The sequence below is a fragment of the Pseudomonas sp. GW821-FHT01E10 genome (genome assembly GCF_059422365.1).
Genome location: NZ_JBWKWT010000021.1, coordinates 13,958 through 39,501 on the forward strand (window position 1 = coordinate 13,958; position 25,544 = coordinate 39,501).

At 60.9% G+C, this 25,544-nt stretch carries 21 protein-coding genes and 2 pseudogenes; 8 read left to right on the forward strand and 15 right to left on the reverse strand.

The features are described from left to right. Positions 1 to 48: 48 nt before the first annotated feature. The 7 genes from AC07V0_RS25410 to AC07V0_RS25440 all read right to left on the reverse strand — a co-directional run bounded on the left by AC07V0_RS25410 (position 49) and on the right by AC07V0_RS25440 (position 5,964). Complete coding sequence (locus tag AC07V0_RS25410) at positions 49 to 903, reverse strand: alpha/beta hydrolase (RefSeq protein WP_192350867.1); 855 nt, start codon at positions 901 to 903, stop codon at positions 49 to 51. Continuing rightward, positions 900 to 1,706, reverse strand: coding sequence for an alpha/beta fold hydrolase (locus AC07V0_RS25415; RefSeq protein WP_192350865.1), 807 nt, complete (start codon positions 1,704 to 1,706; stop codon positions 900 to 902). The genes AC07V0_RS25410 and AC07V0_RS25415 overlap by 4 nt, the downstream gene beginning before the upstream one ends. Before the next feature lie 156 nt (positions 1,707 to 1,862). Beyond that, positions 1,863 to 2,306: a hotdog fold thioesterase gene (locus AC07V0_RS25420; protein ID WP_019581216.1), complete on the reverse strand. Its 444-nt coding sequence runs from the start codon at positions 2,304 to 2,306 to the stop codon at positions 1,863 to 1,865. Positions 2,307 to 2,338: 32 nt separating this feature from the next. Then, positions 2,339 to 4,006 (reverse strand): AMP-binding protein, encoded by a 1,668-nt coding sequence (locus AC07V0_RS25425; RefSeq protein WP_192350863.1) that lies wholly within the window; start codon positions 4,004 to 4,006, stop codon positions 2,339 to 2,341. Between the two features lie 100 nt (positions 4,007 to 4,106). Then, positions 4,107 to 4,559 carry a phosphohistidine phosphatase SixA gene (gene sixA, locus AC07V0_RS25430; RefSeq protein ID WP_018926279.1) on the reverse strand — a complete coding sequence of 151 codons (453 nt, stop codon included), beginning with the start codon at positions 4,557 to 4,559 and terminating at the stop codon, positions 4,107 to 4,109. Beyond that, positions 4,556 to 4,906, reverse strand: a complete 351-nt coding sequence (locus tag AC07V0_RS25435) for a DUF4389 domain-containing protein (protein ID WP_018926280.1) — start codon at positions 4,904 to 4,906, stop codon at positions 4,556 to 4,558. Before AC07V0_RS25435 ends, sixA begins: the two co-directional genes overlap by 4 nt. Before the next feature lie 35 nt (positions 4,907 to 4,941). After that, positions 4,942 to 5,964: an NAD(P)H-dependent glycerol-3-phosphate dehydrogenase gene (locus tag AC07V0_RS25440; RefSeq protein ID WP_018926281.1), complete on the reverse strand. Its 1,023-nt coding sequence runs from the start codon at positions 5,962 to 5,964 to the stop codon at positions 4,942 to 4,944. A gap of 196 nt (positions 5,965 to 6,160) precedes the next feature. Between AC07V0_RS25440 and AC07V0_RS25445 the strand changes: the two genes are divergently transcribed. From AC07V0_RS25445 to AC07V0_RS25470, 6 genes are all read left to right on the forward strand, one after another. Beyond that, on the forward strand, positions 6,161 to 8,278 hold the full coding sequence (locus AC07V0_RS25445) for a TonB-dependent receptor plug domain-containing protein (RefSeq protein WP_192350862.1): 2,118 nt from the start codon (positions 6,161 to 6,163) through the stop codon (positions 8,276 to 8,278). Position 8,279: 1 nt separating this feature from the next. Next, positions 8,280 to 9,212, forward strand: a complete 933-nt coding sequence (locus tag AC07V0_RS25450) for an ABC transporter substrate-binding protein (protein WP_192350861.1) — start codon at positions 8,280 to 8,282, stop codon at positions 9,210 to 9,212. Further along, positions 9,209 to 11,110, forward strand: coding sequence for an ATP-binding protein (locus AC07V0_RS25455; protein WP_018926284.1), 1,902 nt, complete (start codon positions 9,209 to 9,211; stop codon positions 11,108 to 11,110). Before AC07V0_RS25450 ends, AC07V0_RS25455 begins: the two co-directional genes overlap by 4 nt. Before the next feature lie 245 nt (positions 11,111 to 11,355). Continuing rightward, positions 11,356 to 11,871 (forward strand): 3-hydroxyacyl-[acyl-carrier-protein] dehydratase FabA, encoded by a 516-nt coding sequence (fabA, locus tag AC07V0_RS25460; RefSeq protein WP_018926285.1) that lies wholly within the window; start codon positions 11,356 to 11,358, stop codon positions 11,869 to 11,871. A gap of 11 nt (positions 11,872 to 11,882) precedes the next feature. Beyond that, positions 11,883 to 13,103 (forward strand): beta-ketoacyl-ACP synthase I, encoded by a 1,221-nt coding sequence (gene fabB, locus AC07V0_RS25465; RefSeq protein ID WP_007937568.1) that lies wholly within the window; start codon positions 11,883 to 11,885, stop codon positions 13,101 to 13,103. Positions 13,104 to 13,381: 278 nt separating this feature from the next. Beyond that, positions 13,382 to 13,570, forward strand: a complete 189-nt coding sequence (locus AC07V0_RS25470; RefSeq protein WP_018926287.1) for a hypothetical protein — start codon at positions 13,382 to 13,384, stop codon at positions 13,568 to 13,570. A 66-nt stretch (positions 13,571 to 13,636) separates the two neighbouring features. Here the strand turns inward: AC07V0_RS25470 and AC07V0_RS25475 are convergent, their stop codons facing one another. The 8 genes and pseudogenes from AC07V0_RS25475 to AC07V0_RS25510 form a co-directional block, all read right to left on the reverse strand. Continuing rightward, positions 13,637 to 14,179 carry a DUF2058 domain-containing protein gene (locus AC07V0_RS25475; protein ID WP_018926288.1) on the reverse strand — a complete coding sequence of 181 codons (543 nt, stop codon included), beginning with the start codon at positions 14,177 to 14,179 and terminating at the stop codon, positions 13,637 to 13,639. 25 nt (positions 14,180 to 14,204) lie between these two features. Further along, entirely contained in the window at positions 14,205 to 15,038 is an 834-nt protein-coding gene (mazG, locus tag AC07V0_RS25480; protein WP_018926289.1) for a nucleoside triphosphate pyrophosphohydrolase, read from the reverse strand. 111 nt (positions 15,039 to 15,149) lie between these two features. Continuing rightward, on the reverse strand, positions 15,150 to 17,393 hold the full coding sequence (gene relA / locus AC07V0_RS25485; protein ID WP_018926290.1) for a GTP diphosphokinase: 2,244 nt from the start codon (positions 17,391 to 17,393) through the stop codon (positions 15,150 to 15,152). Between the two features lie 121 nt (positions 17,394 to 17,514). After that, positions 17,515 to 18,867, reverse strand: coding sequence for a 23S rRNA (uracil(1939)-C(5))-methyltransferase RlmD (rlmD, locus tag AC07V0_RS25490; RefSeq protein WP_192350860.1), 1,353 nt, complete (start codon positions 18,865 to 18,867; stop codon positions 17,515 to 17,517). After that, positions 18,867 to 19,769 carry a cysteine synthase CysM gene (gene cysM, locus AC07V0_RS25495; RefSeq protein ID WP_018926292.1) on the reverse strand — a complete coding sequence of 301 codons (903 nt, stop codon included), beginning with the start codon at positions 19,767 to 19,769 and terminating at the stop codon, positions 18,867 to 18,869. The genes rlmD and cysM overlap by 1 nt, the downstream gene beginning before the upstream one ends. Before the next feature lie 133 nt (positions 19,770 to 19,902). Beyond that, positions 19,903 to 20,037: pseudogene (locus tag AC07V0_RS25500) on the reverse strand (DUF1016 N-terminal domain-containing protein); the annotation flags it as partial. 2 nt (positions 20,038 to 20,039) lie between these two features. After that, a pseudogene (locus tag AC07V0_RS25505) lies at positions 20,040 to 20,750 on the reverse strand (sensor histidine kinase); the annotation flags it as partial. Between the two features lie 13 nt (positions 20,751 to 20,763). Then, a complete protein-coding gene (locus AC07V0_RS25510) occupies positions 20,764 to 21,486 on the reverse strand; it encodes a response regulator transcription factor (protein ID WP_192350858.1) in 723 nt (240 codons plus the stop codon). Positions 21,487 to 21,701: 215 nt separating this feature from the next. On the opposite strand from AC07V0_RS25510, the gene AC07V0_RS25515 reads away from it, so the two are divergent. Then, positions 21,702 to 24,452 carry a response regulator gene (locus AC07V0_RS25515; protein ID WP_018926296.1) on the forward strand — a complete coding sequence of 917 codons (2,751 nt, stop codon included), beginning with the start codon at positions 21,702 to 21,704 and terminating at the stop codon, positions 24,450 to 24,452. 97 nt (positions 24,453 to 24,549) lie between these two features. Further along, complete coding sequence (locus AC07V0_RS25520; RefSeq protein ID WP_086944567.1) at positions 24,550 to 25,539, forward strand: 2-hydroxyacid dehydrogenase; 990 nt, start codon at positions 24,550 to 24,552, stop codon at positions 25,537 to 25,539. Positions 25,540 to 25,544 lie beyond the last annotated feature (5 nt).

Sequence of the window (25,544 nt, forward strand, 5' to 3'; positions counted from 1 at the left end):
TTGTCTCCCATTTCAACCCGCCCAGCCTCGACAGTTGCCCGACGCAAGTCAAGGAACGGCGAAGAACCGATTGAAACAGTCTGCGACAAGACCGGCACCGGGTTCGTCATTGAGGTGCAAGTGATGGCCGCCAGGCAACTGTTCATGGCTAAAGGGTAGACGTTCCAGCAACTCGGGATGTTTGGCGAGCATGCCGTCAGCCGCGACCACCAAGTGTGCAGGACAACTGACGCGCTGGACGAAAGCCATCGCCTGCTCAGTGGTCAGACGCAGCGGCGATGGCAGCGTCAGGCGGCTGTCGGTGCGCCAGGTATAACCGCCCGGCACCGGCATCAAGCCGCGCTGGGCCAGCAGTTCAGCAGCTTCGCGACTGACCGCCACCAAGCCTTTCATGCGCGCTTCGATGGCCCGGTCGAGGGTGTTGTAGACCGGTTTGCGTTTTTCCCGCAGATCCAGCTGCGCCTGCAGGGCCATGCCCATGCGTTCGGCGGCGTTTTCGCCTTTGTCTGTAGGAGGAATGATGCCGTCGATCAACGCCAGGTGAGTCACCCGCTCCGGCAACGACCCGGCCAGCACCAGCGAGACGATCGCCCCCAGGGAATGCCCCAGCAGCGCAAAACGTTTCCATCCCAACTGCTCGGCCACTTGCAGCACGTCGTGGGCGTAGTCCCACAGCGCGTAACCGGCGCCGTTCGGCCGATGCCCCGAATGACCGTGCCCGGCCATGTCCAGCGCGATGATGCGCAAGCCGTTGAGCTTCGGCGCCAACCGGGCAAAGCTGTTGGCGTTGTCCAGCCAGCCGTGCAAGGCAATCACCGGCAAGCCGTCCTCGGGACCGAACAGGTGCGCCGCCAACTCGATGTGCGGCAGGCTCAGGCGAACTTCTTCGACGACGCTGTTCATGCGCAATCCTGTTGGCGGCGACCATCCCAGCGACTGAACAGGTTCTTCAGCAACGTGGCCGTGTCTTGTGGACGTTCGAGGGGAAACATGTGGCCACCGGGCAGGGTCAAGGACTCGCCCAGCGGCATGCGCCCGACGGATCGGGCGTGATGACGCATCACCACGCGGCTCTTGTGCCCGCGAACTACTGCCAGCGGCACTTTCAACTGTCGCGCGCGGCCAGGGCTGGTGTGCGGTACGCCGCGGTAGATGCTGATTTCCGTGGCCGGGTCGAAACGCAGGCGCAGCTTGTCGCCGACCTTTTGCAAACCATGTTGAAGATAGGCTTCGAAGCATTCCGGGTCGAAGCCACGAAACAGGGTTTTACCGGCGAAATACAGGCGGGCCGCTTCCAGATCGGCGAACTCTTCCCGTCGTCCCAACGTGCGACCGGCCGGGGTCAGGCGATCGATGAAACCGAAGCGTTTGGCGGCACGGATCACCCATTGATCGGTGCGGGTCAGCACCGGTGAATCGAGCATGACCACGCCGCGATACAACTCAGGGCAACGCAACGCGGCGTGCAGGTGCAGCACGCCGCCGAAAGAGTGGCCGACGCCCCAGACCGGCTCCGGCTGCTGCTGGAGGTGATGAATCAGCTCATCCACCAGATTGCTCCAGTTGTCGTCCGCCGGAAAACGCGGGTCATGGGCGTGCTGCTCCAGATGCGCCACCTGGTACTCGGGCGCCAGCGCCGCGAACAACTTGCTGTAGGTCCCCGAAGGAAAGCCATTGGCGTGGGCGAAAAATATCTGTTGCGACATACCGGCAGATCCATGTGCGAAAAACAGACGTTGATTGTCCGTAAGACGGCGTCCCACAGCAATGACCGTAACTGACAGGAATGATGACAGTCGGGTCAGGGCTATGGCGGGGGAGCAAGAATGCCCCTCGCCTTGCTACACAGAACATGTCGAAACTCATCGCGCCGGCGGTTTCTCCCCCAACGGCACCACCGCCATGGTCAGGCGCGACACACAACTGGCCTTGCCCTCATCACTGGTCAAGCGAATATCCCAGACATGGGTGGTGCGCCCGATGTGAATCGCCTTGGCCACCGCCGTCACCCGCCCGCTGCGCAGACCGCGCAAATGGTTGGCGTTGATTTCCAGGCCCACGCAATAAAACTTGCTGGCGTCGATGCACAGGAAACTGGCCATCGAGCCAACGGTTTCGGCCAGCACCACCGAAGCGCCGCCGTGCAGCAAGCCATAAGGCTGGTGCGTACGGTGGTCGATGACCATGCTCGCGGTCAGGGACTCGTCATCGAAGGCTTCGAAGCGAATATCCAGCACTTCGCCGATGGTGTTTTTCTGGATAGCGTTCAACTGCTCGATGTTGGGAGTGGTGCGCCACAGAGTCATCGTTGCGTTCCTTTGTTGGTGTTGTTCGTGACTCAATCCTGCCACAGCACCGCCTCGCTGCGCGCGCTCCATTCTTCGAAGCGCGCACCGTAAGCCGCTTCAATCATGTTGCGCTTGATCTTCAGGGTCGGTGTCAGGAAGCCGTTTTCCACCGCCCAACTGTCCTTGACCACCACCAGCCGATGCAAGCGTTCATGCCTGTCGAGGACGCCGTTGACCTCCTCCAGCAGTTGTTCCAGGCTTGAATGCAAACCCGCCCTCGCCGTCCCGCTGGCGTCCTGCTGACCGACCGCCGACAACACGCACAACCCCAGTGGCGCGCTCAAGCCATCGCCGACCACGCACACTTGTTCGATCCGCGAATGCACCGCCAGACGATTCTCGATCGGCGCCGGGGCCACGTATTTGCCTTTGCTGGTCTTGAAGATTTCCTTCAGGCGCCCGGTCAGGCGCAGGTTGCCCTCGGCGTCTTCCTCGCCCTTGTCACCGGTGCGCAGGAAGCCGTCCTCGGTGAGGGATTCGGCGGTTTTCAAAGGCTCCTTGAAATAGCCGAGCATGATCGCGCCGCTGCGCACCAGCACTTCACCTGATGGCTCAACCCGTACTTCGACTTCCGGGCATGGCTTGCCGATCCAGCCGGGGTTGTTTTGGCCGGGCAGGCCGATGTGGGAGTAACCGCAACTTTCGGTCATGCCGTACACCTCCAGCACGTCCAGCCCCAGTTTTCGATACCAGTTCAACAAGGTCTGCGGCACTGGCGCCGCGCCGGACAAGGCTATGCGCAAAGCGTCCAGCCCCAGCCCGGCGAGGACTTTGTGCCCTACCCGTTTGCCGATGAAAGGCAGGCCGAGCAGGAAGTCGAGGCGTTTTGCCGGGATCTTGCCGTACACGCCCATCTGGAATTTGGTCCAGATGCGTGGCACGCCGAACAGCGCGGTCGGTCGGGCACGCTGCAAATCGGTGAGGAAGGTGTCGAGGCTCTCGGCGAAAAACACCGTTTGCCCGGTGTAGATCGCTGCCAGCTCGACGAACATCCGCTCGGCGACATGGCACAGCGGCAGGTAGGACAGCAGGCGATCCGACTCATTCAGGCCAAACAACCGGGTGCCATGGGTGGTGGCAAATCCCAGCGTGCCGAAACTGTGCATCACGCCTTTGGGCTGGCCCGTGGTGCCAGAGGTGTAAATGATGGTCGCCAGTTGATCGGCGGCGGGTTTGGGGTCGTCCTGAATCGGTGAGCTGCGTTGCAGGTCGGCCCAGCTGAAATTGAAAGTGCCCACCGGGCACAGCGGCAGGCTGATGGTCGGCAGGTCAGGCCTAATCCCGACGGACATGCCCGGCCAGTCATCCAGCTTGCCGATGAACGCCAGTGCAGCTTCAGAATGATCAAGCACCTGAGCCACGGATTCGGCGGTCAGATTGGGGTACAGCGGCACCGAGACATGCCCGGCCATCCAGATCGCCAGGTCGGCGATGATCCAGTGGGCACAGTTTTTCGAGATCAATGCGATGTGGCTGCCTTGCGGCAATTCGCGAGCCCGCAGCCAGTGGGCGGCACAGCGCGCCTGGTGACCGACGTCGGCCCAAGTCAGCGTCTCGACCTGGCCGCCCCCTGTCGGCTGAACCAGAAAGCGCTGGCGTGGATGACGGGCTTCGCGCTCGTAGAAGACGTCCAGTGGCAAACGAAAAGCAGCAGACATGCGACTTGCTCCCATATTTCTGGTCTGGAGCAAGCGTAGTCAACCAAGCAAGTGCTTGGTTGACTATTTCACACAAAAATCAGCGTCCTGTGGGAGCCGGTTACGGGGTTTTGATGCCGTTGAGCTTCATCGCCCCGACCAGCAGTTCATCGCCCTCAAGCTCCGCCAGTCCGGCGGTGCCGACCCGCTCCGGGTCTTGCACGTGACCATGCTGCAAATAGCCCAGCAGGTTACCGACCAGCGGGTTGTGGCTGACCAGCAGTGCGTGATCCACGGAAACCAACTGCTCCGCCACTGCTTGCGGATTATTGTCGGGCGTCAGCCATTCGACGGTGCGAATCTCCGGTGCAAAACCCAGCTCCTTACGCACCAGCATTGCGGTCTCCTGCGCTCGCAGGTAAGGGCTGGCATAAATGGCAGTCAGGTGTTTGCCCTTCAATTTGGCCGCGATGCGCTTCACCTCTTTGCGCCCCTTATCGGTCAGGGCCCGCTCGGAGTCCGGACGGGTACCGTGAGGTTCGGCTTCACCATGACGCAATACCCAGAGTTTCATAGTTTCGGTTCCTCATCTCGGGCCGGATGCGGCGCCGGCGCCACAACGTGCGGAGCTTCACCTTCCGGTGTACGCGGCGCTGGCCAGTCGGCGAACGGCCAGGGCTTCTGGTCGCTGTGAAAGCTGCCGAAACGACCGATCTGCGCCAGAAACTGGCTCAGGCTGTCGCCGAAATTCATCAGGCTGGCGCTCGGTGCGCCATATATCAAACGATAGATCAGCTGCACCAGCACCACCGCGCCGAGGATCAATTGCGCCACTTGCCAGACCAGCACATAGACAATCATCCACAGCACCCGCAGCAGGATGGATTCGTACTTGCCTTCTTCTACTTTCGGATCGTTCATGTCTGTCTCGCTCCCTGCTCGTATCGGTTAAGTGCTTAGAAACCACTGGGGGAAATAAAGTCCACGTCGGTTTTCGGTTCGCCACGCATCAACAACCCAATCACCTGATCCAGCGTGCGCCCTTCGAACAGGATCGCGTGCAATCCGGCGACCAGCGGCATATACACGCCGACCTCCTGAGCCTTGGCCTTGAGCACCTTGAGGGTGTTCACGCCTTCGGCCACTTCGCCCAGACGCGTCACCGCATCCTCCAGGCTCAAGCCCTGGCCGAGGGCAAACCCGACCTGATAATTGCGGCTTTTAGGCGATGAGCAGGTGACGATCAAATCGCCGACGCCCGCCAACCCCAGGAACGTCATCGGGTTGGCACCCTGACTGACCGCGAAGCGGGTCATTTCCGCCAGTGCCCGGGTAATCAGCATGCTCTTGGTGTTTTCGCCCATGCCCAACGCCACTGCCATGCCGGCGATGATGGCGTAAACGTTTTTCAGCGCCCCGCCCAGCTCCACGCCAAAGCGGTCGGCGCTGGCGTATACGCGAAAGGTCCGGCCATGCAGCGCGGCCTGAACCTGCTGGCAAAGGTCTTCGTCTTCGCTGGCGACCACCGTGGCGGTCAGCGCGTGTTCGGCGATTTCACGGGCCAGGTTCGGTCCCGACAGCACGCCGATGCGCGCTTGCGGGGCGATGTCTTCAAGAATCTGGCTCATCAGCTTGAACGTATGGGCTTCGATGCCTTTGGTCAGGCTCACCAGCATTTTGCCGCTCAAAAGCTGAGCGTAAGGCGCCAGCACCGAGCGCAGCGCGCTGGAGGGCAACGCGACGAAGCACAGGTCGCAGGCTTCCAGCGTGGCTTGCAGGTCTGTGACTGCCTCCACCGCCGGAAGAATCTTGATGCCTTTGAGGTAACGCGGGTTCTCGCGATTGACCCGAATGGCCTCGGCCTGCTCGGGGTCACGCATCCACAGCCGCACCTGATGCCCGTTCTCGGCCAGCAGATTAGCCACGGCGGTACCAAAACTTCCGCCTCCCAGGACCGCAATTGGGCGCTGTTCAGTCATATGCAATCCGTTAATCCATACCAGTGGCGATGCCCGCATTATACGGAGCGGCCCAGTCGCGGCCAGCCCCGACATCAATTACCGGCACTTGTAGGAAGAAGACCAAGAAAACCGAGGAAAATGCCCACAACGTGACTGGAAAAGTCATTGCGCTCGGTTAACATGCGCGCCAATTAATCGCTATCAAGGCCGTGCCGTGTCTTTTGGCTCTCCCTCTCCTCGCTCGCCACTGGTGCTGGCGCTGATGTTCAGCTCGCCATTGCTGGCCGACGACCTGTTCCTGGACAACGGTCCGTTGCCGCAAGTGCTCACCGCGACGCGCCTGAAGCAGTCGCCGGCGGCCGTGCCGGGCAGCATGACGGTGATCGACAGCGAACTGATCAACGCCAGCGGCGCGCGGGACATCAGTGAGTTGCTGCGGCTGGTGCCGGGGATGATGGTCGGCAATATCAGCGGCAACCAGGCAGCGGTGAACTACCACGGCACCAACGCCAGCGAAGCGCGGCGCATGCAAGTGCTGATCGACGGCCGCTCGGTGTACCGCGCGGGCCTGGCCACGGTGGACTGGAGTGATATTCCGGTGGCCATGGAAGACATCGAGCGCATCGAGGTTTTCCGTGGCCCGAACACCGTCAGCTACGGCGCCAACGCGCTGATGGCGGTGGTCAATATCATCACCCGCAAACCGGCCGACAGCCACGGCACGCGGCTGAAAATCACCCGAGGCCAACGCGGCATCAACGATTTCTACGCCAGCCAGGGTATGGGCTGGGACAGCGGCGACTTGCGCCTGTCGCTGTCCGGCCAACAAGACGATGGGTTCGACTCGGACCGCACCGGCGCCGATTATCGCGACAACCGTCGTTTGAATCGCTTCAGCCTCGCCGTCAGCCAGACGCTCAATGAGAATCAGAGCATCGATTGGCAACTGAACGCCAAGGACGGGACCAACCAGCGGCCCTATACCTACAGCCCGGTGTTCTCAGGGATTACCGCCGCTGGGAACAATTCCGACGTCATCGCCAAGGACTACGCCGGCTCGCTGCGCTGGAACCTGGACATCAACCCTGATCACAGCCTTTATATTCAAGGCTCGGCGCAACACTGGGATCGTCAGCAGACTTGGCGTGCCTGCGATGCCGAGATCTCGTTCAGCCCGGAGCTGACCCAACTTTGGCACCTCAATCCCAATTACACCGAACGCCTGGCGCGCAACATCGCTCGTTTCACCGGCGCGCCCCCCGGTACAGCGGCAGAACAAGACCTGGCCAATCAGGTTCTGGCGCAATGGCGAAACGGCGCGAACAAAACGCTGTGCGGCGACATCGACCAGAGTGCCCGAGAGTCGCGCTACGACCTCGAACTGCAAGACACCCTCAGCCTGTCCGACACGCTGCGGCTGGTCAGCGGCATGAACTATCGTTACGACCGGGCCGATTCCGAGACCTACTTCAATGGCACGCTCGACGACACCACCTGGCGGGCGTTCGGCCAACTCGAGTGGCGCGCCACCGAGCACTGGTTGCTGCAAGGCGGGGCGATGTTCGAAGACACGCAATTGACCGGCAGTTCACTGACCCCACGACTGGCGGTCAACTATCTGATCAACCCGCGCCACGGTTTGCGCGCGGTGTATTCGGAAGCCGTCCGCTCGCCGGACATGTTCGAGAACAGCGTCAACTGGAGTTACCAGGTGACCAACCTGCAACCCAGTGCCTATGGCCAGACCAGCGCCCGCTATTTCGTCAGGACCCGTGGCCCGGGTGACCTCGAACAGGAACGCATGCGTTCCCGGGAATTGGGCTACAACGGCTACTTCACAGACTGGGGGCTGACGGTCGATGTGAAGCTGTTCTACGACGAAATCAACGGCATGATCAGCGAACCGCTGCGCAACAATCAGTACATTGCCAGCAACTCGAACAGCTCACGATTCTCAGGGACGGAAACCCAACTGGACTGGCGCGTCAGCAGCACCGATCGTCTGCGCCTGACGTACGCCTATGTCGATGCCGAGGCGAGCAACCCGCTGGATGCACAACAAACGGCGCGCAACAGCGGCTCCGCCGGTTGGCTGCGCAACTGGGGCCAGGGCTGGAACAGCGCGCTCTTCTACTATGGCGCCGACGCCCTCAACGGTTACCGCTTCGAACGGGTCGACACCCGCCTCGCCAAACGCATCGGCTTGGGCAAGGCCAATCTGGAGCTGGCCGGGATCCTCCAGCAACGCCTCGACAATCAGCCCACCACTTTCGTCGACAATAACTACGACGAACGCCGGGTGCTCTACTTCAGCGCGGAGCTGGAGTTTTAAGATGCCGTATTGCCTGCCACGGAAGACGCCAACCCTTGGCCGCCTGCTGGCCGGGCTGTGCCTGGTGTTTGCCGGGCTGCTGTGCAATCTGCCGGCCCGGGCCGCCGACATTCTGCTGACCGGCGCCGACGACAGCCCTGGCGTGCAGTCTTTCGTCCAGGCCCTGAGCGAGTTGCGCCCCACCGACAGCGTGCGTTTCCAGCCGGTCGCCAGCTTGCCCGCACCCGGCCAACTGCCCGCAGGTACCCGCCTGATTCTGCTCGACTTGCAAAGCCTCGACTGGCGCCTGCAAGACGCCCAAGGCCCGGCAACGCTGGTGCTGCGCATCAGCCGCCTGCAAGCCCACCAACGCTTTGGCGATGTTTCGCCACCGCACCTGAGCCTGCTCTGGAGCGATCCGCCGCTGGATCGACAATTGCGCCTGACCCGACTCGTCCTGCCCGAGGCTCGACGTGTCGGCGTGCTTTTCGACAGCCACAGCGAATTCCTGCTGAAGGAACTGCATCAGGCAGCCCTGCCCCTGGGCCTTGAAGTGGTCACCGAGCGTTGGGACAACACCAATGACAGTCGCCCGTTGCAGGCCCTGCTGAAAAACAGCGATGTGCTGCTGGGCCTGGATGATCCTGATCTGTACAACCCCAAAACCGTGAAAAACCTGCTGCTCAGCAGCTACGCACGGCAGCTGCCGCTGATCGGTCCCAATGCCGCGTTCGTCAGGGCGGGCAGCCTCGCCAGCACCTACAGCGACCAGAGCGATTGGCTGAAGATTCTCGACGAACTGCTCGACCGCCCCTACAGCACCTGGCCGCGCACCCTTTATCCGCAGCACTTCAAGGTCTTGAGCAACCCGCAAGTGGCTCGTTCATTAAGCATTGAACCGATGAATGAAGCCTCTGTCGCAACACAGCTGGCCGAAGGAGAACATCGCCCATGACCTTCCATAGCGGTTGGGACATCAATACCCGTACCCAGATCATCAGCCTCGGCCCGGCGCTGCTGCTGACGTTGCTGCTGATCAGTTTTTTCACCTTCGTGCGAATCCAGGACCTGCGCCAGGAACTCAACCACACCGGTCAACTGATCGCCAACCAACTGGCGCCGGCCACCGAATACGGGGTGATCTCGGGTAATAACGACGTGCTCGAGAGTTTGCTCAAAGCCACCCTGGCCACGCCCAATGTGCGTTTTCTGGAGGTTCAGGACCGCACCAACCGGGTTCTGGTGTACGTCGAACAACCGTCGGAAACCCACAATCGTTCGCACCAGGTCGAAGTGTTCCAGGCACCGGTGCGGCTGCAACGCATCGCGCTCAACAATGACTTCTTCCAGAACAGCCGCACCGCCCCCACGAAGCCGGGAGAAGATTACCTGGGCCGGGTGATCGTCGGTCTGTCCAATGACGCCTTCAACCAGCGCCAGCAGGAAATCCTGTTCAAGGCCGGGATCCTTGCCCTGTTCGCCCTGCTGTTTACCTTTCTGCTGGCTCGGCGTCTGGCCAGCAGCCTGTCGCAACCGATCCATGACATCGGCAATGCGGTCAAGGCGATCCAGAAAGGCGACTACAAAACGCCCCTGCCGATTGTCGATGACACCGAACTGGGCGCCCTGTCACAACACATCAACAACCTTGCCCAGGGCCTTGAACAAGCCAGCCGCGAACAGCATCAGGCCATGGCGCAATTGATCCAGACCCGCGAGGAAGCGGAAAAGGCCAACAACGCCAAATCCGATTTCCTGGCGATGATGAGCCATGAGCTGCGCACGCCGATGAATGGCGTGCTGGGCATGCTGCAACTGCTGGAAACCACCGCGATGACCGAGGAACAGATCGAGTACGCCGCGCTGGCTTCTGAATCGACTGAACACCTGCTCAAAGTGATCAACGACATTCTCGACTTCTCGCGCATCGAACGCTCGGAACTGGAGCTGGAGCACATTGCATTCAACCTCGCGGACCTGATCACCAGTTGCGCCCAGTCGTTCCAGCACAGCGCAGTGCAACGTGGGCTTGACCTGCAACTGCAGATCCCCGAGGACATGCGCGCCCTGCAGGTTCAGGGCGACCCGACGCGGATCCGGCAGATCCTGGTCAACCTGGTCGGCAATGCGCTGAAATTCACCGAACGGGGCCGCGTCACGATCGAACCGCAGTGGCAGTCGCTGGATCACGAATTGCTGTGGTTCACCTGCACCGTGCGCGACAGCGGGATCGGCATCCCGGCCGAAAGCCTGGAATTGATGTTCAACGCGTTCCAGCAGGCCGACAGTACTATTTCAAGACGTTACGGTGGCACCGGGCTGGGGCTGCCGATTGCCCGCACTCTGGCAGAACGAATGGGCGGCACCTTGCGTGCTCAAAGCGAAGAAGGCGTCGGCTCGGTGTTCACCCTGGAAATTCCTTTGGCGCTGTATAAGCAGTCGTTGCCGGTGCTGACGCCGCGAGTACATACCGGCAATGGCCACGGCGAAGGTCGCAATGTGTTGCTGGTGGAAGACAACCCGGTCAACCGCACCGTCATTGAAGCAATGTTGCGCAGCCTGGGCTTTACTGTCAGCGTCGTCACCGATGGTGCACAAGCGGTGCGCAGCGCCGAGAGCCTGATTTTCGAAGCGATTCTGATGGATTGCCGACTGCCGGTCATTGACGGCTACGAGGCCACCCGACAGATTCGCCAACTGCCCGGCTGCGCTGACGTGCCGATCATTGCCCTGACGGCCAACGCCTTGCAGGGCGATCGTGAAGCCTGTTTGTCCGCGGGAATGAACGATTACCTGGCCAAGCCCTTTAAACGCACTGATCTGCAGCAAATTCTGCAGCGTTGGGTGCAGTAGTGCAGGCCTTTCGACGATCTGCGACTGGCGTGAAAGACGAAAGTGCGGCAGTCTTAGGCACCCGAACAGGCCCTAAAAGGGGCTTGAATAATAATTTCAGTGCACAAGTGTACATTCATGTCCTTGGTACTGTGACTTTCACTACAACGCAATAGTCTATGAGTAGGCTGCTGACTCGAGGCATGAACGCTTCGATCGGCCGGGAAGATTCGCCCCCCTGCCGCATGGACTATTGAGGAGCTCGCATGACCAAACAAAACGCCTTTACCCGGGAAGACCTGCTGCGCTGCAGTCGTGGTGAGCTGTTCGGCCCGGGTAACGCGCAACTGCCCGCCCCGAACATGCTGATGGTCGATCGCATCACCCTGATCTCCGAAGAGGGTGGCAAGTACGGCAAAGGTGAATTGGTCGCCGAGCTGGATATCACTCCAGACCTGTGGTTCTTCGCCTGCCACTTCGAAGGTGATCCGGTGATGCCGGGCTGCCTGGGCCTCGATGCCATGTGGCAACTGGTCGGTTTCTTCCTCGGCTGGCAAGGCCTGCCGGGCCGCGGTCGCGCCCTGGGTTCGGGCGAAGTGAAATTCTTTGGCCAGGTACTGCCGACCGCCAAGAAAGTCACCTATAACATCCATATCAAACGCGTCCTCAAAGGCAAACTGAACATGGCCATCGCCGATGGTTCCGTGACTGTCGACGGCCGCGAAATCTATACCGCCGAAGGCCTTCGGGTCGGCGTTTTCACCTCCACTGACAACTTCTAAGGGTTATCCGCATGCGCCGCGTCGTTATCACTGGTCTGGGCATCGTTTCGTGCCTGGGCAATGACAAAGAGACCGTCTCCGCTAACCTGCGTGCAAGCCGCCCTGGCATCCGGTTCAACCCGGAATATGCCGAAATGGGTCTGCGTAGCCAGGTTTCCGGCTCCATTGACCTTCCCCTCGAAGAGCTGATCGATCGCAAGATCTATCGCTTCGTCGGCCACGCGGCGGCTTACGCCTACCTGGCCATGAAAGATGCCATCGCAGACTCCGGCCTGACCGAAGAGCAAGTTTCCAACCCGCGTACCGGCCTGATCGCCGGTTCCGGTGGCGCCTCCACGCTGAACCAGATGGAAGCGCTGGACATCCTGCGCGAGAAAGGCGTCAAGCGCGTCGGCCCATACCGCGTAACGCGGACCATGAGCAGCACTGTTTCCGCTTGCCTGGCCACCCCGTTCAAGATCAAGGGCCTGAACTACTCCATCGCTTCTGCCTGCGCCACCAGTGCTCACTGCATCGGTACCGCCATGGAACAGATCCAGATGGGCAAGCAGGACATCGTATTCGCCGGCGGCGGTGAAGAAGAGCACTGGAGCCAGTCGTTCCTGTTCGACGCCATGGGCGCCCTGTCCAGCCAGTACAACGAAACTCCGGAAAAAGCTTCCCGTGCCTACGACGCCAAGCGTGACGGTTTCGTCATCGCCGGCGGTGGCGGCATGGTCGTGGTCGAAGAGCTGGAACACGCTCTGGCCCGCGGCGCGAAGATCTACGCGGAAATCGTTGGCTACGGCGCGACCTCCGACGGCTACGACATGGTCGCCCCAAGCGGCGAAGGCGCCATCCGCTGCATGCAGATGGCCATGTCCACCGTTGACGCACCGATCGATTACCTGAACACCCACGGCACCTCGACTCCGGTCGGCGACGTGATGGAAATGAAAGGTGTGCGTGAAGTGTTCGGCGACAACGCTCCGGCCATCAGCTCCACCAAGAGCCTGTCGGGTCACTCCCTGGGCGCCGCCGGCGTTCACGAAGCGATCTACTGCATGCTGATGATGGAAGGCAACTTCATGGCGGGTTCCGCCAACATCGACGAACTGGACCCGGAAGTGGCAGACATGCCAATCCTGACCAAGACTCGCGAAGACGCCACCATCAACACCGTGATGAGCAACAGCTTCGGCTTCGGTGGCACCAACGCCACGCTGGTACTGAAGCGCTGGCAGGGTAAGTAATACCCCGCCTACGCCACACATAAAAACGCCCCGACTGGTTCGGGGCGTTTTTTTTGGCCAGGTTTTATCTACGGCCAGACAGCCCTTTAGACATGAAACATTTGTCATGGAACTCAACAGCCTGCGACTGAATGTCGCGTATTTCGCGGGCTGCAGCACTTTCTCCGTTTTTGAAAAAGTCCGTTACCGATTTCAGTCGTTTACTTAGCCAGCTAACAAAACTTATAACAAAGGCCTGCACACGCCTTGCTGCAGATAACAGAGATTGGAGCTAGCAGATGACTGTAAAAGTAACTGAACGCGACGATTCACATATGTCCCATGAAGGCATCGCCGCCGGTATCCGCATCTGGGATGTACATCAACAAGACCTGCTGGTCGGGATGTTCCATTCCGAGACCGAAGCCCACCAATACAAGGCCGAACTGGAATCACTGGAGCAGCAACGCGAAGCGCGTTCTGCATAACCACCGCATTGAAAATGACAAACCCCGCCATGAGCGGGGTTTGTCGTTGTTGCAGCTGCTAACGGCTTACCACATCAGATCGTCAGGAATCTGATAGGCCGCGTACGGATCGTCTTCGGTGCTGACTTCTTCTGTCTTCACATTCAGCTGCACGATGCGCTGTGGGTCGCGCTCCTGAATCTTCAGGGCCGCTTCACGAGGGATCACTTCATAACCGCCAGCGTGATGCACGATCGCCAGGGAACCGCTGCTGAGCTTGTTGCGCATCAGGGTGTTGACGGAGATACGCTTGACCTTTTTGTCGTCGACGAAGTTGTAGTAGTCCTCGGTGTTCAGCTTGGGCAGGCGCGAGACTTCGATCAATTGCTTGACCTGGGCGGCTCGGGCCTTCTGCTCGGCCTTCTCCTGCTGCTGACGGTTGAGCTCCTGATCGCGCTTGACCTTCTCGGCCATGGCTTCCTGAGCCGCACGCTGCTGGGAGTCATCGAGTTCGATCTGGCCTTTGTGGGCCAGACGCTGTTGTTTCTGTTTTTCTTTGCCGACCTGTTTGGCCTGCTTTTGGTTGACCAGCCCTGCTTTGAGCAACTGGTCGCGAAGGGAAAGGCTCATGGTGCTTACTCACTTAGGCAACAGCTCAGCCGCAGCTGGGCAAATTCTTTTCCTGACGTTTGGCTTCGCCCCACAAGGCGTCCAACTCTTCGAGGGTGCAATCTTCTATGGGACGGTGGGTGTCGCGCAATGCCTGTTCGATAAATCGGAAGCGTCTTTCAAATTTTGTGTTCGCGCCACGCAGTGCGGTTTCCGGATCGACCTTGAGGTGACGCGCCAGATTGACCACGGAAAACAGCAAGTCGCCGACTTCATCGGCAATCGCCGCCGAGTCATTGTCGGCCATGGCTTCAAGCACTTCATCGAGCTCTTCGCGAACCTTGTCGAGCACCGGCAAGGCGTCCGGCCAATCGAACCCGACCTGCCCTGCGCGCTTCTGCAGTTTTGCCGAACGGGACAACGCCGGCAGTGCCGCGGGTACGTCATCGAGCAAGGACAACTGCTCCGGCGCCGAAGACTTCTCGGCGCGTTCTTCGGCCTTGATCTCTTCCCAGCGTTGCTTGACCTGCTCTTCATTCAGACGCGGGACGTCCAGCGGCGCGTACAGATCACCGGTGGGAAATACGTGAGGATGACGGCGGATCAACTTGCGCGTGATGCTGTCGACCACGCCTGCGAATTCGAAGCGCCCTTCTTCCCGAGCCAGTTGGCTGTAATAAACCACCTGGAACAACAAGTCGCCCAACTCACCCTGCAAGTGATCGAAATCGCCGCGTTCAATAGCATCGGCAACTTCGTAGGCTTCTTCCAGGGTGTGCGGGACGATGGTGGCGTAGGTTTGCTTGATGTCCCACGGGCAGCCGTACTGCGGGTCGCGCAGACGGTTCATCAGGTGCAGCAGGTCTTCAAGTGAATACATCAATCAATCTCTGCGAGAACCTGTGGGAACCTGGCTTGTCGGATCGCCGCACCGCCGCGATCCGACAAGCCAGCCCCACAAAAGCTTGGCGGCCACAAAAAAGTGAACGCCTTACGGTGTGCGGTTACGGCGGGTTTCGATGATGTTCGGCAACTGGGAGATCCGCCCCAGCAACCGCCCCAGCGCATCCAGCCCCGGAATCTCGATGGTCAGGGACATCAACGCAGTGTTGTCCTCTTTGTTCGAGCGGGTGTTGACCGCCAGCACGTTGATCCGCTCGTTGAGCAGCACCTGCGACACGTCACGCAGCAGACCGGAACGGTCGTAAGCGCGAATGATGATGTCCACCGGATAGGTGAGCACCGGCACCGGCCCCCAGCTGACCTGGATGATCCGCTCCGGCTCGCGCCCGGCCAGTTGCAGCACCGAGGCGCAGTCCTGACGGTGGATGCTCACGCCACGGCCCTGGGTGATGTAACCGACGATGGCGTCCCCCGGCAACGGCTGGCAGCAGCCGGCCATCTGGGTCATCAGGTTGCCGACGCCCTGGATCTGGATATCGCCGCGCTTGCCCGGTTTATAGCCGGTGGCTTTGCGCGGGATCAGCTCCAGCTGTTCGTTGCCGCGTTCCGGCTCGACCAGTTGCTGCGCCAGGTTCACCAGTTGCGCCAGGCGCAAATCGCCTGCGCCCAACGCAGCGAACATGTCCTCGGCGGTCTTCATGTTGGCCTTTTCGGCCAACTTGTCGAAATCCACCTGCGGCAGGCCGAGGCGATTGAGTTCGCGCTCGATCAAGGTTTTACCGGCCGCAACGTTCTGATCGCGGGCTTGCAGCTTGAACCAGTGAACAATCTTCGCCCGCGCCCGTGACGTGGTGATGTAGCCCAGGTTCGGGTTCAGCCAGTCGCGGCTCGGGGTGCCGTGCTTGCTGGTGATGATCTCGACCTGTTCACCGGTTTGCAGGCTGTAGTTGAGCGGCACGATGCGCCCGTTAATCTTGGCGCCGCGGCAGTTGTGACCGATTTCGGTGTGCACGCGGTAAGCGAAGTCCAGCGGTGTCGCGCCCTTCGGCAAGTCGATGGCATGACCGTCGGGAGTGAAGATATAAACCCGGTCCGGCTCGATATCGACCCGCAGCTGTTCGGCAAGGCCGCCGATATCGCCCAGCTCTTCGTGCCACTCGAGAACCTGACGCAGCCAGGAGATTTTCTCTTCATAGTGGTTCGAGCCGGACTTGACGTCGGTGCCCTTGTATCGCCAGTGCGCGCAAACACCCAGCTCGGCTTCTTCGTGCATGGCGTGGGTGCGGATCTGCACTTCCAGCACCTTGCCTTCAGGGCCGATCACCGCGGTGTGCAGCGAGCGGTAGCCGTTCTCTTTCGGGTTGGCGATGTAGTCGTCGAACTCTTTCGGGATGTGCCGCCACAGGGTGTGGACGATGCCGAGCGCGGTGTAGCAGTCGCGCATTTCCGGCACCAGCACGCGAACGGCGCGCACGTCGTAGATCTGGCTGAACTCCAGACCCTTGCGCTGCATTTTGCGCCAGATCGAATAGATGTGTTTGGCCCGGCCGCTGATGTCAGCCTCGACGCCGGTGGCCTGCAACTCGTTCTTGAGCTGGGTCATCACATCGCTGATGAAGCGCTCGCGATCCAGCCGTCGCTCATGGAGCAACTTGGCGATCTGCTTGTACTGGTCGGGCTCAAGGTAACGGAAGGACAAGTCCTCCAGCTCCCACTTGATATGACCGATACCGAGGCGGTGAGCCAGCGGCGCGTAGATGTCGAAGACTTCACGGGCGACGCGGTTACGCTTCTCGTCATCGGCGGTTTTTACCGCACGGATCGCACAGGTGCGCTCGGCCAGTTTGATCAGCGCGACGCGCACGTCGTCGACCATGGCCACGAGCATCTTGCGCAGGTTTTCCACCTGGCCTTGGGTGCCCATCACCATGGATTTACGCGGACTCAGACTGTCGCTGATCGCCGCCATGCGTTGCACGCCGTCAATCAGTTTGGCGACCACCGGGCCGAAGCGCTGGCTGACCGCCGGCAACTGGATCTGGCCTTCGCGCACGCCGCGGTACAAGACTGCCGCGACCAACGAATCCTGATCGAGTTTGAGGTCGGCGAGAATCTCGGCGATCTCAAGGCCGGTGCGGAAACTCGAGGTCCCTTCGGACCACAGGTTTTTCGCCGCATTGGCTTGTTGTTCGGCCTCGCGAGCGAACTCGCAGGCTTCTTTCAAGGCTTCGCGATCCAGTGCCGTATCGATACTGACCGCGTGATCGAGCCAAGCCTCGAGATTGATACTGCCGTCAGTGTTGATCGGCTGGTGTGCTCTCACCTGTACCATCTTGCTTTACCTTCCCTACGACGCAGATTCAATGCGTCAAATCGCTGACCTTCATTGTCCGGGCGCCCCGCCGGGCTGATGCGTGGCGGCACGGACGGTCAGTCGGACCAGACGAGCCATCCTAGCTCGCTTCAAATAACGCCATGGCCTCGACATGCGCCGTTTGAGGAAACATATCGAGAATCCCGGCACGTTTTAACCGGTAGCCCTGCTTGATCAATTCGACCGTGTCGCGCGCCAGAGTTGCAGGGTTGCACGACACATAAACCAATCGTTCGGCACCCAGGGACGCAAGCTTGCGCACCACCTCGAAAGCACCGTCGCGAGGTGGGTCCAAGAGTACCGCACAAAAGCCTTCGCTGGCCCATTCGGCATCAGCCAAAGGCTGGGATAAATCGGCCTGAAAAAATTTCGCGTTATGCAAATTATTACTAGCGGCGTTCGCGGCGGCCCGCTCGACCATGGCCTGCACACCTTCCACCGCCACCACTTCACGAACGGTCCTGGCCAGCGGCAAGGCAAAGTTGCCCAACCCGCAGAACAGGTCCAGAACCCGCTCATCGGCTTTCGGCGCCAACCATTCCAGCGCCTGAGCGACCATCGCTTCGTTGACCCCGGCGTTGACCTGGATGAAATCTCCAGGCCGATACGCCAGGTTCAAGTCCCACGGTTCAAGGCGATAGCCCAGGGTCTGATCGGCCTCGACCGGTTGCGGCTCGCCGTCGCCATGCAGCCACAACTGGGCCTCATGGAGCGCGCAGAATTGCTTGAGGATCGTCATATCGGCTTCGGACAACGGCGCCATGTGCCGCAGCAATACCGCCAATGACGAACCGCTGAACAATTCCACATGCCCCAGTGCCTGAGGTTTGCTCAAGCGCCGCAGCATATCCGGCAAGCGGGTCATGATCGGTTGCAAGGGCTGTACCAGCACCGGGCACTCGTTGATGGCGACGATGTCCTGGCTGCCCGCTGCGCGGAAACCGACTTCGAGTTTTTTCGCCTTCATGTCCCAACGCACCGCCACCCGGGCACGACGCCGGTAGCCGAATTCCGGACCGCTCAATGGCGCAGCCCACTCTTCGGGTTCGACGCCGGCAACCCTCGACAATTGCTCGGCGAGCATGCGCTGTTTCAGGGCGAGTTGTTCGTTGTGGGGCAGATGCTGCACGCTGCAACCACCGCAGCGACCGGCATGGGCGCACGGTGCCGGGCGGCGCAATTGGCTGGCCTGGAACACCCGCTCGGTACGCGCCTCGACCACTTTACCGTGGGCACCCAAGACCCGCGCCTCGACCTCTTCACCGGCCAAGGCACCGATAACGAACCAGGTGCGACCTTCAAAAAATGCGATACCGCGACCGTCATTAGCCAGGCGCTCGATGGTCAAACGCTGCTTTTTGCCGGTCGGGACTTGCGGGGCCTTGCTGCCGCCCGTGGGCTGGAAGCGCAGGCCTCTCTCTTGCTTGGCCATCAGTTTGGCGCGTCGAAAATGCCGGTCGACAAGTAACGGTCGCCACGGTCACAGATGATCGCGACAATCACCGCGTTTTCAACTTCTTTGGACAGGCGCAGCATCGCCGCCACTGCACCGCCCGAAGACACGCCGCAGAAAATGCCTTCTTCGCGCGCCAGACGACGGGTCACGTCCTCGGCCTCGCTTTGCGCCATGTCGACGATCCGGTCCACGCGATCGGCCTGATAAATCTTTGGCAGGTATTCCTGCGGCCAGCGGCGGATGCCCGGAATTGCCGAGCCTTCCATGGGTTGCAGACCGATGATCTGCACGTTCTCGTTCTGTTCTTTCAGGTAGCGCGAGACACCCATGATGGTGCCGGTGGTGCCCATCGAGCTGACGAAATGCGTGATGGTGCCCTGGGTCTGACGCCAGATTTCCGGACCGGTGGTGGTGTAGTGCGCCTCGGGGTTGTCACCGTTGGCGAACTGATCGAGCACCTTGCCACGGCCTTCGGCTTCCATTCGCTGGGCGAGGTCGCGCGCGCCTTCCATGCCTTCTTCCTGGCTGACCAGAATCAGCTCGGCGCCATAGGCCGTCATCGCGGCTTTACGCTCGGCGCTGGAGTTGTCCGGCATGATCAGGATCATCTTGTAACCCTTGATCGCGGCGGCCATGGCCAGGGCAATCCCGGTGTTACCCGAAGTCGCTTCGATCAGCGTGTCGCCGACGTGGATCTGCCCGCGCAATTCGGCGCGGGTGATCATCGACAGCGCCGGACGATCCTTGACCGAACCCGCCGGGTTGTTCCCTTCGAGCTTGAGCAAAAGCGTGTTGCTGGTGACGCCAGGCAGGCGCTGCAAACGGACCAGCGGAGTGTTGCCGACGCAATCGGCGATGGTTGGGTACTGCAAGGTCATGGCGTATTCGCAATCCGAACTGCGGGGGCGCCTATCATACCGGCAAACGTGCGCAGGCCATATCACGCAAAGTAAGGGGCTTATGGCTTATGGGAATAAGCAGCTGAATCAGTACTCTTCACCTTGCGTGACATTTACTCTGGCTGAAGATGATCAGGTTGTGCGACCAGGACAATTGTCGCACCAGTGGTGCGACTTTCTCTTCAGCGCGATAACTCTCATAGAACTGGCACATGCGAAACAAATTCGACGGGGTAAACCCGCGCAGCCTCAAGGCAACATACAAGGAGCAAGGCTTGCCCGCGATGGCGAGGACACGGTTAAAACGTCATGTGCTAACAACCGCATATTCAACCGCAACCCAGTATCAGTGTTCTCAGCCCACAAACTCCCGCCCTGCCGCTGCACCGCATTCCTCGCAATGCTCAACCCCAACCCGAACCCACCCTCCCCCGGCCGTGAACCGTCGAGCCGGATGAACGGCGAGAAGATCCGCTCAAGATCCTCGTCAGCCACCCCACCGCCCTCGTCCTCCAGCCACAGGTGCCAAAAGTCGCCATCACGCCGGCCACCGAACATCACGAGACCGCCCTGCGGTGAATGACGAATGGCATTGCGCAGAATGTTTTCCAGCGCCTGGGCCAGGGTATTGAGATGGCCGCGCACCCAGCAGGAGGCATCCACCGCACAGTGCAACTGACTCGCCGGCCAGCTGCTTTCATAGCAAGCGTTTTCCGTGAGCATTTCCCACAAGGCCTGGACCTGGATCGCTTCATCGGGCAAAGACGTGCGCTCGGTGTCGAGCCAGGCCAGTTGCAGCGCATCCTCGACCAGGCGCTGCATGCCGTCGACTTCCCGGCTAATGCGCTCGCGCAATTGCTCCAGGTCCTGCTCACTTTCACAGGCCACCCGCAACCGGCTGAGCGGCGTGCGCAATTCGTGGGACAGATCGCGCAGCAATTGCTGTTGCAGGAGCACCGTGCGGCCCGGCGCGTCAGACCACTTCATCGACCGCACTCAATACGTACCCTTTGCCCCAAACCGTGCGCACTTCACGCTCGGTGTAACCGATGGCCTTGAGCTTGCGGCGAATCTGGCTGATGTGCATGTCGAGGCTGCGGTCATGGGGCGCATAACCGCGCTGCAATACCTGCTGATAAAGGAACGCCTTGCTCAACACTTCATCGTCGTTGCGGTTCAGCGTGTCCAGTAAACGGTACTCGCTGCGGGTCAGGCCGGCCGCGTACTCGCCCCAAAAGACCTCGCCCAGTTCATCGTCAAAACGCAGGCAGTCCGTCGCAGGGGGCGTCGGTATCGGCGCTGGTCGACGGTCGAACGCCACCCGCCGCAGGATCGCTTCGATGCGCACCCGCAACTCGGCCATGCTGAAAGGCTTGGGCAGGTAATCGTCGGCCCCGAGGCGAAAACCACTGATGCGATCCGCCTCGGCACCCAGCGCCGACATCAGCACCACTGGCGTGGAATGGCTCTGGCGCAATTGGGTCAGCACCGCCAGGCCATCGAGCCCCGGCAACAGAATATCCATCAACACCACATCGAAGGCCTGCTGGCGCGCAATCGCCAGGCCTTCCTGCCCGTTCTGGCACCAGGTCACCTGAAAACCGCAGCGCCCCAGATGCTCATGAACATAAGCACCGAGCACTGGATCGTCTTCGATAGAGAGGATGCGAGGATGGCCAATCGCGATGGGAGTCATGAGTATCTGCAAATAATTCTCAATTGCTGATTATTCAAGATTGCCTCTCCAGGGGCAACCCAAGGTTTGTCTCCCTGGGCCAAAGCATTGAACTGACCGACGAATGACGACATCAATTTTACGAAGATTGCCCGCATGCAAATCGCTACACTGCGCAGGTGGCGCGTGCCGGACGCATGTGCAGGTCAATAAACAGCTGGATGCAGGAGAGATGCGTGCTCAAGAAACTGGGAATTAAAGGCCGCGTGCTGTTACTGACCCTGTTGCCGACCACCCTGATGGCGTTGGTCCTGGGCGGCTATTTCACCTGGATGCAGCAATCGGACCTGCAAGCCCAGCTCATGCAACGCGGCGAAATGATCGCCGAACAGCTGGCACCGTTGGTGGCCCCGGCCATGGGTCGCAAAGACAACGAGCTGCTGGAGCGCATCGCCACCCAGTCCCTGGAACAGACCGACGTGCGCGCGGTGACCTTCCTCGCCCCCGACCGCACGCCGCTGGCCCATGCCGGCCCGACCATGCTCAATCAGGCCCCCCTGGGCAACGGTTCACAGTTGCTGCGCCGCAGTGGCAATGACGCCACGCGTTACCTGCTGCCCGTGTTCGGCAAGCACCGCAACCTGGCTGGTGACCTGATCCCCGATGAAGCCGACCGCCTGCTGGGCTGGGTCGAACTCGAACTGTCCCACAACGGCATGCTGCTGCGCGGCTACCGCAGCCTGTTCGCCAGCCTGCTGCTGATCGGCGGAGGCCTGGCCGGTGCGGCGCTGCTGGCGTTACGCATGGGCCGAACCATCAATCGGCCATTGAGCCAGATCAAACAGGCCGTGGCACAACTCAAGGACGGTCACCTGGAAACCCGCCTGCCGCCCCTCGGCAGCCAGGAACTGGATGAACTGGCGTCCGGCATCAACCGCATGGCCGGGACGCTGCAGAACGCTCAGGAAGAATTGCAAAACAGCGTCGACCAGGCCACCGAAGACGTGCGTCAGAATCTGGAAACCATCGAAATCCAGAACATCGAGCTGGATCTGGCGCGCAAGGAAGCCCTGGAGGCGAGCCGGATCAAGTCCGAGTTCCTGGCCAACATGAGCCATGAAATCCGCACGCCGCTCAACGGCATTCTCGGCTTCACGCACCTGCTGCAAAAAAGCGAACTGACGCCGCGCCAGCTCGATTACCTGGGCACCATCGAAAAGTCCGCCGACAGCCTGCTGGGGATCATCAACGAGATTCTCGATTTCTCGAAAATCGAGGCCGGCAAACTGGTGCTCGACCATATTCCGTTCAACCTGCGCGACCTGCTGCAAGACACCCTGAACATCCTCGCCCCGGCCGCCCACGCCAAAGAGCTTGAGCTGGTGAGCCTGGTTTATCGCGATACGCCACTGTCGCTGGTGGGCGATCCGTTGCGACTCAAGCAGATCCTCACCAACCTTGTGAGCAATGCGATCAAGTTCACCCGCGAAGGCACCATCGTCGCCCGGGCGATGCTCGAAGAAGAGCATGAAGACAGCGTGCAACTGCGCATCAGCATTCAGGACACCGGCATCGGCCTGTCGAACCAGGACGTGCGCGCCCTGTTCCAGGCCTTCAGCCAGGCCGATAACTCGTTGTCCCGACAACCCGGCGGCACCGGCCTCGGATTGGTGATTTCCAAACGGCTGATCGAACAAATGGGCGGCGAGATCGGCGTCGACAGCACGCCGGGCGAAGGCTCGGAATTCTGGATCAGCCTGAGCCTGCCCAAAACCCGCGACGACGCCGAAGACCTGCCCGGCCCACCGTTGCTCGGGCAGCGGGTGGCTGTCCTGGAAAACCATGAACTGGCCCGTCAGGCATTGCAGCATCAACTGGAAGACTGCGGCCTGAGCGTCACGCCGTTCAATACCCTGGAAAGCCTGGCCAATGGCGTGACCGGCGCTCACCAGACCGATCAGGCAATCGGCTTGGCGGTGCTCGGCATCACCAGCAACGACATGCCGCCGGAGCGCCTCAACCAGCACATCTGGGACCTTGAACACCTGGGCTGCAGAGTGTTGGTGCTGTGCCCGACCACCGAACTGACGCTGTTCCATCTCTCGGTGCCCAACCCCCACAGCCAGCTCCAGTCCAAACCCGCCTGCACCCGCAAGCTGCGTCGGGCCCTGTCTGATCTGGTCAACCCGCGCCAGCAGCGCAGCGACCCCGCCGAGCCCGTTTCCAGCCGCGCGCCGAAGGTCCTTTGCGTGGACGACAACCCGGCCAACCTGCTGCTGGTGCAAACCCTGCTCGAAGACATGGGCGCCAAGGTGCTCGCGGTAGAAAGCGGTTACGCCGCGGTCAAGGCCGTACAGAACGAGACTTTCGATCTGGTGTTGATGGACGTGCAAATGCCCGGCATGGATGGGCGCCAAAGCACCGAAGCCATTCGCCAATGGGAAAGCGAGCGGCATTGCACGCCACTGCCAGTCGTGGCCCTCACCGCCCATGCGATGGCCAATGAAAAACGCGCGTTGCTGCAAAGCGGCATGGACGACTACCTGACCAAACCCATCAGCGAACGGCAACTGGCGCAAGTGGTGTTGAAATGGACGGGCCTGGCGCTGCGCAATCAGGGTCCGGAGCGTAATAGCGATAACAACAGCGGTCATGAACTGCAGGTGCTGGACCACGAAGAAGGCCTGCGCCTGGCGGCCGGCAAGGCCGATCTGGCGGCGGACATGCTGGCCATGCTGCTGGCCTCCCTGGAAGCCGATCGCGAGGCCATCCGCGTGGCCCGTGAAGCCAACGATCAGAATGCCCTGATCGAGCGGGTCCATCGCCTGCACGGCGCAACCCGTTATTGCGGCGTCCCGCAACTGCGCGCCGCCTGCCAGCGCAGCGAAACCCTGCTCAAGCAACAGGACCCGAAAGCCCCCGTCGCGCTGGAAGAACTCGAACGCGCCATCAATCGCCTCGCGGCCCATGCGCGCATCAATGCCTGATGCAGCGCAATAACGCAGGAAGGCCTGAACGCTAAGCTTAAACCCTATGGCAGCTGCCGAAGGCTGCTACGGGGTTTGAGACTTCCAGGAGGACAGCATGCGCACGATTCTTTTCAGCAGCCAGACCTACGACCGCGAGAGTTTTCTCGCCGCCGTCCTGCCCGCCGGCATCGAACTGCATTTCCAGCCGGCACGACTGAGCCTCGACACGGCGGCGCTGGCCGAGCATCACGAGGTGGTCTGCGCCTTCATCAACGATGACCTCAGCGCCCCGGTGCTTGAACGCCTGGCAGCAGGCGGCACACGCCTGATCGCCCTGCGCTCGGCCGGTTACAACCATGTCGACCTCGCGGCGGCGAAGCACCTGGGGCTGACGGTTGTGCGGGTCCCGGCGTACTCGCCCCACGCCGTGGCCGAACACGCGGTGGCGTTGATCCTGGCGCTCAACCGCCGTCTGCACCGCGCCTACAACCGTACCCGCGAGGGCGATTTCAGCCTGCACGGGTTGACCGGCTTCGACCTGGTGAACAAGACCGTCGGCGTGGTCGGCACCGGGCAGATCGGCGCGACCTTTGCGAAGATCATGCACGGCTTCGGCTGCCAATTGCTGGCCTATGACCCCTATCCGAACCCACAGGTCGAAGCCCTCGGCGCGCGCTACCTGAGCTTGCCGCAACTGCTGGCCGAGTCGCAGATCATCAGCCTGCATTGCCCGCTCAACGAGCAGAGCAAACATTTGATCAACCGCGAGTCACTGGCGCACATGCAGCCCGGCGCGATGTTGATCAACACCGGGCGTGGCGGTCTGGTGGACACGCCGGCGCTGATCGACGCATTGAAAAACGGCCAATTGGGCTATCTGGGACTCGATGTCTATGAAGAGGAGGCGCAGTTGTTCTTCGAGGACCGCTCCGACCTGCCACTGCAAGACGATGTGCTGGCGCGCCTGCTGACCTTTCCAAACGTGATCATCACCGCACACCAGGCCTTCCTCACTCGCGAAGCCCTGGGTGCGATTGCCGCGACCACTTTGCAGAACATCGCGGCCTGGGTGGCCGGTTCGCCACACAATCAGGTCGAGCGCTGAACGGC